This is a genomic window from uncultured Streptococcus sp. (assembly GCF_902463925.1).
Lineage (GTDB): Bacteria > Bacillota > Bacilli > Lactobacillales > Streptococcaceae > Streptococcus.
The window spans coordinates 1-14921 of the sequence record NZ_CABQHE010000004.1; the positions used below are offsets into that span (position 1 = coordinate 1).

The window sequence follows — 14921 nt, forward strand, 5'->3', positions numbered from 1 at the left end:
GATTGAGTATCTCCCTCAATTTTTTTCATTTTGTATATGAATGACCATTCAGGACGTATAGCCACTTTTTGGGACGCTGGCTTTTAAATGACTATCAGTGTGCTATACTAAAGATGTGATTGAAAAATTAGTTGAAAGAAATAAGGAGGTTTTCTTAATGACAGGACTTAAATGGTTTGCAGGAGGCAAAGAGAGACGAAAACAAGCAGTAGCTATCATCGATGAAGTAATTGAAACTATTGGAGATAAGCCAGATTATGCTGATTTGAAGCAGGTCCTGCACTCCTACCGAACGGAACTTGCAGACTCTCGTTCAGCCACTCCCTATATCTTAAGCAGGATGTCACTGGAAATATCCGAAGTGGTCAGAAAAGACCAGCTAACCTTGTTTCCCTTTATCGAGGAGCGAATGGCAGAGTTGCGAAAATTGCTAGCGATTCGTTATGGCTATTGATGTCATTAGGGAGGATTTCTTGGTTTTAAGGTTGAGTTGTCCATTGAGAAAAGGAAGATGGAGCAAAAAGGTTCTTTTCCAATCTGTTGAGGAGCAGAGAAAGAACCTTAAGTCCTAGTTATGATTATGACAAGCGGACAAGTGATTGTGATAAAAGGTGAGTGCGATGCCTTATCTTAACCGACTTCGTTCAGGAAAGTTACTTTATTTACAACTCATGGTTGTTGCCTAAGGTTTGATAGATGGTAATATTGGTTTAGAATTATTATATAATGGTTCTTCTTTCTTATTTTAGTTACCCCTGGGTTTGGTTTCCTTACTGTGTCTGACCTACCTACCAGTGTTCATCGGACGAGAGCTTGACCGTCGTCCACTTGAGGAACGACAGTTTACTCCTAAACAAATTTACGCTGGTATGGGCTTGGCACATTTGGCTATTATTTTAGCTGGTATTTATCGTTTGCTGACGGTGAGAGGTGCCGAATGGCGCCTAATCATTATTGTTGTGATTGTTTTGGATATTTGTTTACTAGCTTTTCTGACACCTAGAGTGCTTAAAATCATTAAACAAAGTGAACGAGGTTAGAATGGCAGTTTATGATAGACACGCCTATAAAAATAGCGAGGCTGTAAGTGCTTATCTATGCTTTTGTAACTTTGTAGGTATTGTGAAAACTTTCTGTTTGAGAGAAGTGTGAGGTTTCAGTTTTATGTCAAAAAATCTACATGCTCTTACGGCCATTGTTTTGTCCCAATTGCTTATTGAGTGGATGGGATTCTTTTTAGGTATTCCTCTTAGTAAGATTCTGGTTTTAACAGTACTTAGCAGTCTAGCAGAGATCTTGATGCATCTTTTCCTAAGCAAAAAATCTAAAGTTGCTTTGAGTGATAAAGAGATATGGCATCAATACTTTTTATTCGTTAAGAAGACACTCTGGCTTTCCATTTTGTTTGTTGGAATTTTTCTTTTTTATACGTTGACTAAATCTGACAGCTTTATGCTTTATTTTTACTGGCATATCTTTGTGTTATTCCACCGTCTTGGCTACATCATTTGTTTAAATAATATTAAAATAAATCGTAAAAATTGAAGCCTAAATCTTGTTTATTTCCACACAATCAAAAAATCCCATGGGAGTTCTCATCCTATGGGATTTTTGCGATAAAGACTAATAAGGCAATGTCATCTGACTTTGGCTTAGGTCCACAGTCAATTCATAGTCACTATTATCACGAATAGTGTGCTCAAAGTCTGTGGTATAGAGGACCAGTCGGAGTTTGTCGCCCTTGTTAAGTTTGTAGATGGTTGGTTGCAAATCCAAACCGATAGTCATCCATTTGTTTGGAGTGACATTCTCAATGCTAAGGAGGTTCTTGCGATTTTGCAGATTAAGGTGTCCTTTGGTAATGACACGGTATTTTGCCTGCTTGAATGGCAATTCGCGTAAGGCTTCTTCCTTGAAGAGACGGCCGTTATCTAAATTCATACGTTTGAGTGCGGGAATAGGTGCGAGATACTTCTTATCACCCATTTCTAGAACTTGGGCCGAGATGAGACCACGGTTTGTACTAGACTTAACCTTGAGCTCAAGGTGGACACGACCATTGATTTGGATATCTTGATCCAGTTCAAAGTCCAAGGTAATGGCATTGGCTTTGTCTGCAAAGAGGTCATCCTTGAAGCTTTGGTAAGCTTTACAATATTTGTTGAAGGTTTCCTCTTCATAATGGTTAGCGATGCTAGCTTCAGTCTCACCAAGATGAATGTTTTTACCATTGTCGTGTCCAAAGTTATCGAGAACTTTCCAGGTCTGTTCAGACTGGTTGTTTTGCCAGATGACTGTAGGCAGTGTGTAGCCATTATCCAAACCAAGGAGTTTCTGACAAATCAAGGCGTTCATACTTTCTCGGAAGTCGATAGACTGCCAAGCATTCATGTAAACGTGGGTACCATTGTGGAAGAAGAGGTGTTTGTCAAGAGAGTCTGGAAGAGCATTGAACATTTGATAGACGTTAATCGGTTTGACATTCCAGTCTTGGCTACCATGTGTAAAGACAACAGTAGCTTTGACACGGTCCGCGAACTGCACATAGTTACGGTCATGCCAGAATTGGCTATAGTCCCCATGTTTACGATCAATAGCTGTGCTTAGCTCATTGAGGTAGGCCTGGTAGTCTTTTTGGTGGCGTAGGTATTCTCCAGCTAATAGGGCACGAGAATAAGTGAATTCAGTCAAGGTATCGAGATCCTCACCAGGGTAGCCTCCAGGACTAACGAGGAGTCCATTTTCACGATAATAGTCGTACCAAGAAGAAATACCCGCTTCAGCAATAACCATCTCCAAACCGTCAACGCCAGTTGTAGCAAGGGCGTTGGACATGGTACCCAAGTATGAAAGTCCAGTAGTAGTCACCTTACCAGAAGCCCAATCAGCAGTGATGGTGTGCTGTCTGCTACGACTAGTAAAGGCGCGTGCACGACCATTGAGCCAGTCAATGACAGCTTTGTAGGCCAGAACTTGTTGATAGTCTCCAGAGGTCATGAAACCTTCCGAGTTGAAAGTACCGACACCAGATACATAGATAGAAGCCACACCACGAGCCAACATGTAATCGTTAAGTGTATAGGTATCAGTGTGAGCAAAACGCTCCTGAGCCTTCGTGACAGGATTGATAGGCGTAAGATCTGCCTCTGGTGTCTTGATTTCTGGTTGGCTAAGGGAGATTTCACCTGCTGGTTTGACGAGCAAGTCTCCCTCCATCTTGTGGGTGAGCTTATCAGAGGCAGGTTCATTAGTCCCTTGTTGATAAGGACTTGCGGTCATCATGGCTGGAACCGGGAAGTCCACATTAGGACGTAAGATGGTTACCTTGACCAAGTCTAACTGTCCATCCTTATCGGTATCTACAGGAGTCTCGACATAAACCACTTCACGGTGAAGTTGATTGGTGTCAAATGTGGCCAAGCTCTTACCATTAAAGAAGACGTAGTCATTGCTTACAGGGATCAAATCCTGAGCTACTAACTGATCAATTAAGGTATTGCCAGACTGTTTGCGTGTTGCTAGCAATTGATGGAGGTTATTAAGGCTACCATCAAAAGTGATTGGAAAGGCCATTTTCTCTAGGAAAGCAGCACTGTCTGTAAAGTCCACATTAGGGACAAATCCTAGCATTTGAAGAGCTACCAAACCAAAGACTTTAGCAGTCAAAGGACGGTCTGATTGGAAGAAGGTTAGGAGATCAGTATCTGAATCGGCAATCCAGCTTTTCAGAGACAAATCAGTATCTTCAAAGAAAAGGAAGTACTTGCGAACAAATGATTCAAAATTGGCTTTGGCACTAGCATCTAGAGAAACTTCAAACCCCAAAGAACGGAGCTCTTGACAAGCAATTTCAGGACTAACAGGGATGTAACTAAACTGGTTAAATTTCATATTTAAAAACCTCAAAAATAATACGTAAACATTCCAGAAATATCTTTACATCAGACATTATACTTGATAAAATGATAGATGTCTAAATTATTGTAAAATCGAAAGGAAATAAAGAGACAAATGAATGATTTTCTAAAAGAAGCGTTCACCAGTGAATGGGTTTTGAAATACCTCACTGAGTTTATTGCGACTGCTTTTCTAGTAGCACTTGGTAATGGTGCTGTTGCTAATGTTGAGCTTAAGGGAACAAAAGGTAACAAATCTGGTTGGATTGTAATCGCCTTTGGTTATGGTTTTGGTGTTATGATGCCAGCTCTTATGTTTGGTGATGTTTCTGGTAACCACATCAACCCTGCTTTCACCCTTGGACTTGCTGCATCTGGATTGTTCTCATGGGTAGGCGTTCCTGGATACCTTGTTGCACAACTTCTCGGTGCCTTCCTAGGCCAAGCTATTGTGGTTTGGGTTCACCAGCCTTACTATGTACAAACTGAGAATCCTAACAATATTCTCGGTACCTTCTCAACTATCTCAGCAGTTTACGATCATGACAACACTCCAGAAAATCGTAACCGTGCATGTCTTAACGGTTTTGCCAATGAGTTTGCAGGTTCATTCCTTCTATTCTTTGGTGCTCTTGCCTTGACTAACAACTACTTTGGTCACAAGCTTGCCCAACAAGCTCTTGCTGCTGGTTACACTAAAGAAATGGTTGATGCACAATTCCATGGATCGCTTGAAACAGCTCACATCGGTGTTGGTTTCTTGGTTGCCGCTTTAGTTCTTTCATTCGGTGGACCTACTGGACCAGCCCTTAACCCAGCCCGTGACTTGATGCCACGTCTTCTTCACCACCTTTTGCCAACATCAGTTCTTGGTGAGCACAAAGGTGATTCTAAATGGTGGTATGCTTGGGTTCCAGTTGTAGCGCCAATCCTTGCAGGACTTTTGGCAGTATTCTTGTTCAAAGCTCTCTACCTTTAATCAATAACCAAAAATCTGAAGCATTGTCTTCAGATTTTTTTATGCCTAAAATTTGAAAGTAGCAAAAACTGAGAAAGTTTTCTAAGTCACATCGGATTAGTCATTACTAGAATGGTAGCACCTAAGGTGAAAACATTCCATAGGATATGAAGCGAGATAGTCGATGATAGATTTTCTCTTTTTTGGTAGACTATAGAGAGAGCCAAGCCCATTCCAATATAGAGGAAGAGGTGGGCAAGGTTGGTAGGCATATGGAATAGGAAAAAGAGACCGGTACTTACTAAAGCAGTAACTATTGAATAAGGAGCAAACTAAGAGCAAACCGACTTACGAAAGAGTAGTTCTTGCAAGAAGGCAGTAATCATCATGCTAATGGTTACTGGGAGGATAGACGTTGTCGTAAGAGTTCTTTGAAGTTCTGCATGGTAGTTGGTGTGGGTCAGTAGCATAAGATTGCTCCCAATAACTCTCATCAAAAAATAAGAACAAAACCCCAAGTAGTAAAAAGAATCCCTGATAGGTATGTCTAAACGCCAAATGATTGACGAAAGTTTTCAGAGTCTTTATTATATTCTAAAATGAGGAAATAGCTACTCAAAAAGTGAATAAACTATAATGTTTTTCACAATTTATGCGAAAGAAAGTGAAAAAAATTACAATCCTGTTTTTTCTTAGGAAAATTCTTGTCACACAGACTCTTTTTGGATAAAATAGTAAAGAATGGAGGGTGCCATGACGCAATCAGGGAATTTTAAGTTTCACACACCAATTTTTCGTGTGAATAATAGACAAGAAAATATCGATTTTTACCAAAATACGTTAGGATTTAAGCTTTTGACTGAGGAAAATGCTCTTGCTGTCTTCACTGACTGGGCAGAACGTAACTCACTTTTTGTAATTGAGGAGTCTCCAGCTTACCGTTGCCGTGCAGTTGAAGGTCCTAAGAAAATTAATAAAGTGGTCATTAAGGTTTCAAATCCACTTGAGATTGAGTACCTTTTGGCGCGTGATGATCATCAAGCTAAGGCTATTTTCCAAGGTGAAAATGGTTACGCTTTTGAGACTATCTCACCAGAAAATGGTCTTATTTTGGTGCATGCCGAAGATGATTTGTCAACTCTAAAGACAGTCGAGTATGCAGATGTGGAAGAAAATGAAGACTTTAAAGGTGTTTCAGACTTTACCGTTCAGTCTTTGACTTTGAATGTTGTGGATACGGTTAAAGCAGCCTTCTTCTATGACAATCTTTTTGGTGAAGAACTACCTTTATCTATTCACTTTGAAAAGGCAGAAGGTCCTGACCTTCAAGTAACTCCTGATCAAACTTGGGATTTGGAAATTCTCGAGTTTAAGGTGGCAGAGGACTATGACTTAGTTGCCTTGCATGATAAACTTGAAGAGGAACAGTTCTCAAGTTACTTGGATAGCAAAGGACACCTACTTGCATTGACTGATATGAGTAATATTGAGGTTTGGCTAACAAAATAATGACTGATTTTCAACAAACATTAGCAACAATTACAGACTACATCAAGGCTGACATCTTTCCGGGTGCCAGCCTTGCACTTTATGATGGACAAGATTGGCAGGAGCACTACCAAGGGACTCAGGATGGAAAGAATCCGGTAGTTCCAGGACTAACCTATGATCTAGCTAGTGTCTCTAAGGTGGTGGGAGTTGGGACTCTTTGTATCTTCTACTTACAGTCAGGAAAACTGGGTTTGGATGAGAAGTTCTCCATCTATTATCCTGAAGTAGCAGACCAGACGCTAACCCTTCGTCAGCTTCTTTCTCATAGTAGCGGAATTGATCCTTTTATTCCAAATCGTGATGAATTAGACCAAAAGGGCTTGATTGCTGCAATAAACGCCATCAAAGTTAAGGCTGATAAACCTTTCTTGTATACAGATATTAATTTTATTCTCCTAGGTTTGATGCTTGAGAAAGTCTCTGGACAAACACTGGATAAGCTTTTTGACTCCGAAATTTTCCAACCGTTTGGTATGTCTGAAACAGGGTTTGGGCCAGTTGACCTTGCTGTTCCAACTGTTGAGGGAATTCCGGGAGGAACTGTTCATGATCCCAAGGCTCGAGTGCTCAAAGAGCACTCAGGTTCAGCAGGTCTCTTTTCAACCCAAAAGGACTTGGAAATCTTTGTTAACCATTATTTGAAGGATGATTTTTCTAAAAATCTGACGCAAAATATCAGTCAATCCAAGAAGGAGCGTAGTGTCGCATGGGACCTTCAAGGCGATTGGATTCTTCATACTGGTTATACAGGTACCTTTGTGCTTATCAATATCCCAGCTCAACGTGCAGCTATTTTCCTCAGTAATCGTACCTATTACAAGGATGAGAGGACTCAATGGATCAAGAACAGAGATGCTTTGATTGAGATAATGAAGAAGGAGTTGGTTTGTGGAACGGTCGAGTAGACACTCTAAGAAAAGAAAGCTTGTCTCTTGCTTTTTTGGTCTACATGGAAATTTTGCCCCTTCTTTTTATAGGGGTGAAATACTGGAAAAAATCACAGAAATATTAAAAGCAGGAGAAAATGTGGCAGTTCTTGCTATCGAGCATAGCTATTCTATATTTTCAACAAAAGAAGAAGCTTAAGCAGTTGACTTACTGCTTAAGCTTTTTTACTTACTAAGGATTTTTCAACCGTGATGTGTTGGATACCAGCTTCTTCGAAGATTTGGCCGACTTCTTGATAGCCATTATTGAGATAGAACTTAAGTGCCCCTAGTTGAGCATGGAGAGAAATAGATTTGAAGCCCTGCTCTTGAGCGAAATCTTCAGCCTCTTTTAGGAGGATGCTACCCAGACCTTGACCTTGGTAGTCGTCAAGCACGGCCATGCGTTGGAGTATAACTTGTGTTAAGTCTATGTTAGGAAGTAGGCGTACGGTTGCTGTAGCCTGGCCCTTGTCATCATAGAGGACAAAGTGAATGCAGTAGGCTTCATTGGCATCGATCTCGATGGAGCGCGGAACTCCTTGGCCCTTAACGAAAACGGTGTTTCGAATAGCCACAGCATCTAGATAAGTCTCTGAAAGTGTATCTCTTGTATGTTTGATAATCATAGGAATAGTGTAGCAAAGATTTTACTCTATCGTCAATGAGAAAAAGCGTGATAAGAGGAGTAGTCACCAAGCTTTTGATAGGTTTTATTCTTTAATGTTTCGGCCGTTTGCATCTTGGATAGGACGGTTGTTTTCAAATCCAAGAGTTTGGGTGAATTCTTCCACCTGTTCCTTACTGACAGTTTCTTGGCTTCTGAAGACAATCCAGTTAACGCCTTCAGTACAAGGCAATGTTATCAATGAGCCTTCAAAGTTGTAATAGTCCTTGTTTTCAGGATAGAAATCATCAAGTAAGATAGCCTGAGATAAATCCGTTTCAGTATTAGTGGCTTGAGGCATTTTATCCCAGATTAATTGCAAGGCTTGGTTTTTATCTCCATAGTTATTGAGAACTGAGACAACTGTGATTTTTTCATTATCCATCTTGTAGACGAAATGCCCTTCAAGAAGATAGGTTTTGCTATCTATTTCATTCTCAACTTGGCCTTCTGATTCTTGATTATTAAGGTTTAGTTCTGGGAGATCAACGTCCTCAGCTCCGGTGATATTAATGTGGGATTGTTCCTTACCCGCCTTGCTGAGTTTATAATCTTTAGAAAGGTCACCCCAATGTTCAGGAGCAGTTTTACCCGTATAGCCCCATTGGACCTCTTGAGACTTAGAGGTTTTACTTTGAGTTTCAGACTGGCAGGCTACGAGTAGGATGGTACTGGCTATAAGAGACAATAATCCAATTAGCTTAAAACTTTTCTTAGTTATAATCCCTAGATGCTTTTATTTTATAGCTAATATGAAAGAAAGTAAATTATAGTTTATTTAGAAAATTATAATTAAAAAATAAGTGTTTTACAAAAAGAAAAGAACTCGCTATTGCGAGCTCTTTATTCATTTTATCCCAAAGCGTCATCCATTGAAAGAACTTCGTGGAAGACACGTTGTGTCAATTCAGTTTTTTGTTCTGGAGTGAGGTATTTAGTGTTTACACAGTATCCAGAGATACGCACGATAACATCTTCACCGCTCATGATCTTTTCATAAACATCTGACAAGTCCATAACGTTCAAGTTAACGTGTTGTCCACCGTTTTCGAAGTATCCGTCAAGGATTGTTACCAAGTTGTCGACTTGTTCGTCACGAGTTTTACCAAGAGCACGAGGTGATACTTGAGTTGTCAATGAGATACCGTCAGCAGCATAACCGAAGTCAAGGCTAGAAAGTGAGTTCAAGTTCTGCAACCAACCACCTTTAGCTTTGTTAGATGGGTTAGCACCTGGTGAGAAGAATTCCAATTTAGACAAGTTCACTGAACCATCTTCGTTGAGGTATACCCCTTTGTGAACTGGAGAGTTACCAGTTTGTTTAGAGTAAGCAACGTTAGAAGTGATTGTAAGAAGTGAAACTGTAGCTTCTGCATCTTTGTAGAGTTTGTGGCTACGAAGACGAGTAGTGTAAGCTTCGATCAACCATTCTGCCAATTCGTTTGAACGTGGGTCATCTTCACCCCAACGTGGGTATTCACCGATTGTTTCGTAGTCGTAGATGTAGCCATCTTCGTCACGGATTGGTTTAACTGTAGCGTATTTGATTGCTGACAATGTATCAACAGTATTTGCGAAACCACAGATACCGAATCCCATGTTAGCACGTTGTTTAGTTGGTAAGAAGGCCATTTGAACAGCTTCGTAGTTGTACTTATCAGTCATGTAGTGGATGATGTTAAGGGCATCTACGTAAGTGTCAGTCAACCAGTCAAGAGATTTTTCGAAGTTAGCTTTAACAGTGTCAAAGTCAAGAACTTCATCACGGACTGGATCGATGTCAAATACTTTGTAGTCTTTATGAACATCGTCGTAACCACCGTTCAAACCAGTAAGAAGGGCTTTAAGAACGTTAACACGAGCACCGAAGTATTGGATGTTGTGGCGTTGTTCTTCGTTTTCTGGGTCAAGTGGTGATACACAACATGAGATACAGCTCATTTCACCGTATCCGTCTTTAGCCATAGTAGTCACCCCTTCGTATTGGATAGAAGAGTGTTTGTGAGACATTGACATACAATAACGACGGAAAGCGTATGGCAATTTGTCAGTCCAAAGAACTGTCAAGTTTGGTTCTGGAGAGTTACCGATGTTGTCAAGAGTGTTCAAGAAACGGTAGTCCATCTTAGTAACACGGTGACGTCCGTCAGCACCCATACCAGCCATAGAAGTTGTGATGAATGTTGGGTCACCTGAGTACAATTGGTCGTAAGCTTTTGTACGAGCAAATTTAACTGTACGAAGTTTCATAACGAAATCATCAACGAATTCTTGGATTTCTGATTCAGTGTAAGTACCACGAGCAAGGTCACGTTCTGCGTATACGTCAAGGACGATTGGCACACGACCAAGTGAAGTAGCGGCACCGTTGATTACACGACATACTGCCATGAAGGCGATGTTTGTCCATTGGATAGCTTCTTTAGTATCGAAGGCTGGACGACGAACATCTACACCGTAAAGGTCACCAAGGCGAACAACATCTTGAAGTGCTTGGTATTGAAGGTTAACTTCTTCACGAAGACGGATAGTTTCTTCGTCGATTTCTTTGATAGCATTCCAGTCGTTAACTTTTTCTTGCATCAAGTAGTCAGCACCATAAAGGGCAAGACGAGCGTAAACCCCGATGATACGTCCACGTGAGTAAGCATCTGGAAGACCAGTAACTGTGTGAGCGTGACGTGCACGACGGATGTTTGAAGTGTAAGCACGGAAGATACCGTCATTAACTGTAGTTACGTATTTAGTGAAAATTTCGTGTACAGCTGGATCTGGTTCATAACCGTGTTCTTTCAAAGCAGTTTCTGCCATACGGATACCACCTTTAGGCATGAAGTTCAATTTGAAGAGCTCATCATTTTGAATACCATAGATAAGTTCATCTTCTTTTGAAATGTATCCTGCGTCAATGTCAGCGATTGAAGTTGGACGAGTATCCATTGGGAAGCGTCCTTCAGCTTCATAGCCTGCTTTAGTTTCATCTACGATTTTTTTAATTTTTAGAGAGCGTTCAGTTGGTCCTGCAAGGAAGCTTTCATCACCATCATAAGGTTTGTAGTTTGCTTGAACGAAACGTGAAACACTAGCTTTTTCTTTCCAGTCAGTTCCTTTAAAGCCTTCCCATGCTTTTTCAAAAACATCTGTGTTAGTTTTAACCGTTGCCATATTTGGTTCTCCTATAATTCTAGTAACAAATCATCTGTTACATTCTCTAAAAGTATTCTATCACACAGTAACCGCTTACACAACTTTAAAACTGCGTTTTTAGAGACATTCTTTTATAATACAGTTTCGAAAATGAAAAATCTGTATTATAAATTTCTGTTTTTTGATAGATTTTGTTATCATAAGGGGAGAATGCTTTGTAGTCCCAAAGTTTTATGTGAAAAGCTTTACAGTGAGATAAATCTGAGAAAGGAGGCAGGGAGCCATGTTAGAGTTTCCTCTAATAAATGATACCAGTCGGAAAATCATCCATATTGACATGGATGCCTTTTTTGCTCAGGTCGAGATGAGGGATGACCCCAGTCTTAAGGACAAACCGGTTATTATCGGTCACGATCCCAGAAAAACAGGAGGTCGTGGTGTGGTGTCTACTTGTAATTACGAGGCTAGAAAATATGGTGTCCATTCAGCCATGTCTTCTAAGGAAGCCTATGAACGTTGTCCTAATGCTGTCTTTATCTCAGGAAATTATAGTCATTACAGAGAGGTGGGGATGCAAATTCGTGAGATTTTTAAACGCTATACCGACTTGGTAGAGCCCATGTCTATCGATGAAGCCTATCTTGATGTGACGATAAATAAGCTTGGTATCAAATCGGCGGTTAAAGTAGCTAAGCTTATCCAGTATGATATTTGGCAGGAACTTCACCTGACTTGTTCAGCAGGCGTTTCCTATAATAAATTTATTGCCAAACTAGCCTCTGATTTTCAAAAGCCTGCTGGTTTGACGGTGGTACTTCCAGAGGAGGCTCAGGAATTTTTGGAAAAGCTACCTATTGAAAAGTTTCATGGTGTTGGTAAAAAGTCAGTTGAGCGTCTTCATGACATGGATATATACATCGGTGCCGATCTTTTGAAAATTCCTGAGATAACCTTAATAGACCGCTTTGGCCGTTTTGGTTTCGATCTCTTTCGAAAGGCTAGAGGCATTTCCAATAGCCCAGTAAAGCCTAACCGTGTCCGTAAATCTATCGGAAGTGAGCGAACCTATGGTAAGCTCCTGTATAATGAAGATGACATCAAGGCTGAGTTGACTAAGAATGCTAGACGGGTAGCGGAAAGTGCCCAGAAAAATAAAAAAGTCGGTCGTATCATTGTTATCAAGGTTCGTTATTCGGACTTTTCAACCCTAACCAAACGTATGACCTTGGACAAATCGACCCAGGACTTTGACACCATCGAAAGGGTTTCCCATAGCATTTTTGATCAGCTAGACGAAAATAGCAGTGGTGTTCGACTGTTGGGTGTTACGCTGACAGGTTTGGAAGATCAAGAAGGTAGACAGTTAGACTTAGACGATTTAGCGTGACTATATTATAGTAGAGTTTTGACTTGTTACGTTGCCAGTTGACCTTAAAGCATTATCAGACCTGTGCTATCTTAATTAGTAAGTAATAGAAATGGGGTAATAAAAGTAATGAAAAAGTTTTTACCTACCTGTGCTTGACTTTAACAACCTTCTTGATTCTTGTAGCCTGTACTTCAAATAAGCCAGTTAAAAAGAAAAAAACGAATCAACTTCGACATAACGTGTCAAGACGAATGCGACGATTTTGATTGATATCATGCTTGGAAAATTAAGTAACAGTTTTTCAAAACTATACAGAAAAAATTATGAAACAGGACCGAAACGAATGTCTTTAAAAAACAGGTTGCAGTCACTATTGAAGAGAAGAAATTCACGCCTGAAGAAAATGACACCTATAAGTACATCGAAGGCTATGATGCTAAGGCACCAATTCAAGTGTTTTCAAAGTTTCTCAGGGTACGCCGTAATATGATTAGCAAGATTCAGGACTATAAACTGAAGGATGTTAAAGTCAAGGAAAATGAAGCAACAGTGACTGTTACTTTACGCTCTGTTAATGTCCATGGAGCTGAAGCTGCTGTTCGTACTCTCCTCATGAGTCTCTATGGTATTAATATTGACAAGTTGAAGCACTGGAACCAATCTGATAAGAGTAATGATGAAAAGGGTAAGATCAAAGATCTCACAACGAAGTTCCTTTAGGGTGAAAACTTTAACGGTGATTTAACGCCATTTAAGAATATTGATAAAGAATTGTTCTATATACCTTTGACAGGTGCAGATAATTTGGAAAGAACCTTCAAATTTACCGAAGATAATGGGGGCAACTGGACTATCTCTACAAAAGATTATAAAGAACTTGTCGAGGCTCTGATTGGCCATGATGAATCAGGAATTAAAGCCGTTTACGCCGAACGTATCCATAAGAATTTGTCAGACTATCAACCTGAAGATAGTAGCGACTCAAGTAATAAGTTAAAGATAAAAAGAGTTATCACTGATGTGGCAGCTCTTTTCTATCTTGTTATTTCTAGCCTTATCCCTATAACCTTTATCTATCACCTCTTAGGTTTTTATTATTAGACGAGTTTGGATGAAGATGGTAAACTGTTATCACTAACTATTAATGAAAGTATCGAGGATTATAGATATGAAAAAATGGCTTGCAGGCATAGGGATTCTTGGCTTGTCGGTTTTGACTTTGGCAGCTTGTGGAAACAAAAATGACAGTAAGGCATCTGGTGAAAAGCAGACGATTACTGTTGCGACTGACTCTGATACGGCACCTTTCACTTTTAAAAAAGGTGATGACTTCAAGGGTTATGATATTGATTTGGTCAAGGCTATTTTCAAGGATTCGGACAAATATGAGGTCAAGTTTGTAACGACACCTTTTGATTCCATCTTGACAGGGGTGGATTCTGGACGTTATCAGATTGCAGCTAATGACTTCAACTACAATGAAGAACGTGCACAGAAATATAGTTTTTCAGATCCGATTTCACGTTCTAACTATGCAATTACCAGTGCTGAGGGTACCAAGTATACTAGCCTAGACGATTTGTCTGGTAAGACGACAGAGGTGCTTCCTGGCTCTAACTACGCTCAGTTGCTTGAAAATTGGAACCACGCCAATGCGGACAAGACACCAATTACAATCAACTACGCTTCTAGTTCAACTGGTCTTTCAACGCGTGTTCAACACATTCAAGAAGGAAAAATTGATTTTATCCTTTACGATGCCATTTCGTCTGAGTACATTGTTAAAGATCAAGGCTATAAGTTGGCTGTAAACAAGATTAAAGACGATATCGGTATGAAGACTGATGGACTTGAATATCTTCTTTTCTCAAATGATAAGCAAGGTAAGGAACTCAAGACTTTTGTCAATAAGCGTATCAAAGAGCTCAAGAAGGATGGAACCCTTGCCAAACTCAGTAAGGAATACTTCGGTGGCGATTACGTCAGTGATTTGAAATAAGATGGTTAAAAGGTGAGACCGCTGTCTCAGCTTTAGATCGAAAACAAAGTTTTCTTTTGAGGCTTTCCTTAGGTAACAACGGACGTCAGTGACCTTCTTCGAAGTTTCATGACTAAGTTTTAAGCCTAAGGATTTAAAACTTCCGAACACCTGACACTTTAATGTTTCAGGTGTTTTTCTCACGGCGGAAAGCCTTGGTTTATGCTTACTTTGTTCCTAAAATAAGGATTCGTTGAGAGAAATTCTCAAAAATCTGTTTAAACCTCAACAAGATAGTGTTATCAGTGATATGATTTCCTTATCACTATGATAAGAAAAGACTATTTCACAGACTTTCCGAGTCGTGCTAAAATGAATATTATAAAATTTATGATAAGATATTAGGACGGTTAGCACTAGGCTAACCGA

17 protein-coding genes are annotated in these 14921 nt (G+C 40.0%); 11 read left to right on the forward strand and 6 right to left on the reverse strand.

Annotation, left to right across the window (positions count from 1 at the left end; all coding sequences use genetic code 11):
- Positions 1 to 157 precede the first annotated feature (157 nt).
- The 3 genes from RDY04_RS03810 (at position 158) to RDY04_RS03820 (ending at position 1545) form a co-directional block, all read left to right on the forward strand.
- Positions 158 to 454, forward strand: coding sequence for a bacteriocin immunity protein (locus RDY04_RS03810; protein ID WP_303951700.1), 297 nt, complete (start codon positions 158 to 160; stop codon positions 452 to 454).
- Between the two features lie 340 nt (positions 455 to 794).
- Positions 795 to 1040: a hypothetical protein gene (locus RDY04_RS03815; protein WP_303951703.1), complete on the forward strand. Its 246-nt coding sequence runs from the start codon at positions 795 to 797 to the stop codon at positions 1038 to 1040.
- A gap of 124 nt (positions 1041 to 1164) precedes the next feature.
- Positions 1165 to 1545 (forward strand): bacteriocin secretion protein, encoded by a 381-nt coding sequence (locus RDY04_RS03820; protein WP_303951706.1) that lies wholly within the window; start codon positions 1165 to 1167, stop codon positions 1543 to 1545.
- A 78-nt stretch (positions 1546 to 1623) separates the two neighbouring features.
- On the opposite strand, the gene RDY04_RS03825 is transcribed toward RDY04_RS03820, so the two are convergent.
- On the reverse strand, positions 1624 to 3891 hold the full coding sequence (locus RDY04_RS03825; RefSeq protein ID WP_303951708.1) for a Xaa-Pro dipeptidyl-peptidase: 2268 nt from the start codon (positions 3889 to 3891) through the stop codon (positions 1624 to 1626).
- A 120-nt stretch (positions 3892 to 4011) separates the two neighbouring features.
- On the opposite strand from RDY04_RS03825, the gene gla reads away from it, so the two are divergent.
- Positions 4012 to 4875: an aquaglyceroporin Gla gene (gene gla, locus RDY04_RS03830; protein WP_303951711.1), complete on the forward strand. Its 864-nt coding sequence runs from the start codon at positions 4012 to 4014 to the stop codon at positions 4873 to 4875.
- A gap of 86 nt (positions 4876 to 4961) precedes the next feature.
- On the opposite strand, the gene RDY04_RS03835 is transcribed toward gla, so the two are convergent.
- Together RDY04_RS03835 and RDY04_RS03840 are read right to left on the reverse strand one after the other, a co-directional pair.
- On the reverse strand, positions 4962 to 5126 hold the full coding sequence (locus RDY04_RS03835; protein ID WP_303951713.1) for a type II CAAX prenyl endopeptidase Rce1 family protein: 165 nt from the start codon (positions 5124 to 5126) through the stop codon (positions 4962 to 4964).
- Between the two features lie 60 nt (positions 5127 to 5186).
- Complete coding sequence (locus tag RDY04_RS03840; protein WP_295493454.1) at positions 5187 to 5324, reverse strand: hypothetical protein; 138 nt, start codon at positions 5322 to 5324, stop codon at positions 5187 to 5189.
- Positions 5325 to 5607: 283 nt separating this feature from the next.
- On the opposite strand from RDY04_RS03840, the gene RDY04_RS03845 reads away from it, so the two are divergent.
- Genes RDY04_RS03845 through RDY04_RS03855 form a run of 3 tightly spaced genes read left to right on the forward strand, consistent with a single transcriptional unit; the run spans position 5608 to position 7491 of the window.
- Complete coding sequence (locus RDY04_RS03845) at positions 5608 to 6363, forward strand: CppA family protein (protein ID WP_295493452.1); 756 nt, start codon at positions 5608 to 5610, stop codon at positions 6361 to 6363.
- A complete protein-coding gene (locus RDY04_RS03850) occupies positions 6363 to 7310 on the forward strand; it encodes a serine hydrolase domain-containing protein (protein ID WP_303951718.1) in 948 nt (315 codons plus the stop codon). The genes RDY04_RS03845 and RDY04_RS03850 overlap by 1 nt, the downstream gene beginning before the upstream one ends.
- Positions 7294 to 7491, forward strand: a complete 198-nt coding sequence (locus RDY04_RS03855; protein WP_303951720.1) for a DNA-binding protein — start codon at positions 7294 to 7296, stop codon at positions 7489 to 7491. Before RDY04_RS03850 ends, RDY04_RS03855 begins: the two co-directional genes overlap by 17 nt.
- Positions 7492 to 7507: 16 nt before the next feature.
- On the opposite strand, the gene RDY04_RS03860 is transcribed toward RDY04_RS03855, so the two are convergent.
- From RDY04_RS03860 to pflB, 3 genes are all read right to left on the reverse strand, one after another.
- Positions 7508 to 7960, reverse strand: a complete 453-nt coding sequence (locus RDY04_RS03860) for a GNAT family N-acetyltransferase (RefSeq protein WP_295493446.1) — start codon at positions 7958 to 7960, stop codon at positions 7508 to 7510.
- Positions 7961 to 8044: 84 nt separating this feature from the next.
- Positions 8045 to 8719 (reverse strand): carbonic anhydrase family protein, encoded by a 675-nt coding sequence (locus RDY04_RS03865; protein WP_303951929.1) that lies wholly within the window; start codon positions 8717 to 8719, stop codon positions 8045 to 8047.
- Between the two features lie 131 nt (positions 8720 to 8850).
- A complete protein-coding gene (pflB, locus tag RDY04_RS03870) occupies positions 8851 to 11163 on the reverse strand; it encodes a formate C-acetyltransferase (protein ID WP_303951723.1) in 2313 nt (770 codons plus the stop codon).
- A gap of 265 nt (positions 11164 to 11428) precedes the next feature.
- Here pflB and dinB point away from each other — a divergent pair, with 265 nt between their 5' ends.
- From dinB to RDY04_RS03890, 4 genes are all read left to right on the forward strand, one after another.
- Positions 11429 to 12532, forward strand: a complete 1104-nt coding sequence (gene dinB, locus RDY04_RS03875) for a DNA polymerase IV (RefSeq protein ID WP_303951725.1) — start codon at positions 11429 to 11431, stop codon at positions 12530 to 12532.
- Positions 12533 to 13000: 468 nt separating this feature from the next.
- Positions 13001 to 13234, forward strand: coding sequence for a hypothetical protein (locus RDY04_RS03880; protein WP_302683975.1), 234 nt, complete (start codon positions 13001 to 13003; stop codon positions 13232 to 13234).
- A gap of 51 nt (positions 13235 to 13285) precedes the next feature.
- Complete coding sequence (locus RDY04_RS03885; RefSeq protein WP_303951729.1) at positions 13286 to 13615, forward strand: hypothetical protein; 330 nt, start codon at positions 13286 to 13288, stop codon at positions 13613 to 13615.
- Between the two features lie 67 nt (positions 13616 to 13682).
- On the forward strand, positions 13683 to 14513 hold the full coding sequence (locus RDY04_RS03890) for a transporter substrate-binding domain-containing protein (RefSeq protein WP_303951730.1): 831 nt from the start codon (positions 13683 to 13685) through the stop codon (positions 14511 to 14513).
- Positions 14514 to 14921: the final 408 nt, after the last annotated feature.

Coding starts and splice junctions, on each gene's coding strand:
- RDY04_RS03850 (WP_303951718.1), top strand. CDS start 6,363: ATGACTGATTTTCAACAAACATTAGCAACAATTACAGACTACATCAAG.
- RDY04_RS03840 (WP_295493454.1), bottom strand. CDS start 5,324: ATGCTACTGACCCACACCAACTACCATGCAGAACTTCAAAGAACTCTT.
- RDY04_RS03835 (WP_303951713.1), bottom strand. CDS start 5,126: ATGCCTACCAACCTTGCCCACCTCTTCCTCTATATTGGAATGGGCTTG.
- dinB (WP_303951725.1), top strand. CDS start 11,429: ATGTTAGAGTTTCCTCTAATAAATGATACCAGTCGGAAAATCATCCAT.
- RDY04_RS03825 (WP_303951708.1), bottom strand. CDS start 3,891: ATGAAATTTAACCAGTTTAGTTACATCCCTGTTAGTCCTGAAATTGCT.
- RDY04_RS03860 (WP_295493446.1), bottom strand. CDS start 7,960: ATGATTATCAAACATACAAGAGATACACTTTCAGAGACTTATCTAGAT.
- RDY04_RS03810 (WP_303951700.1), top strand. CDS start 158: ATGACAGGACTTAAATGGTTTGCAGGAGGCAAAGAGAGACGAAAACAA.
- RDY04_RS03820 (WP_303951706.1), top strand. CDS start 1,165: ATGTCAAAAAATCTACATGCTCTTACGGCCATTGTTTTGTCCCAATTG.
- RDY04_RS03890 (WP_303951730.1), top strand. CDS start 13,683: ATGAAAAAATGGCTTGCAGGCATAGGGATTCTTGGCTTGTCGGTTTTG.
- RDY04_RS03845 (WP_295493452.1), top strand. CDS start 5,608: ATGACGCAATCAGGGAATTTTAAGTTTCACACACCAATTTTTCGTGTG.
- gla (WP_303951711.1), top strand. CDS start 4,012: ATGAATGATTTTCTAAAAGAAGCGTTCACCAGTGAATGGGTTTTGAAA.
- RDY04_RS03880 (WP_302683975.1), top strand. CDS start 13,001: ATGATTAGCAAGATTCAGGACTATAAACTGAAGGATGTTAAAGTCAAG.
- pflB (WP_303951723.1), bottom strand. CDS start 11,163: ATGGCAACGGTTAAAACTAACACAGATGTTTTTGAAAAAGCATGGGAA.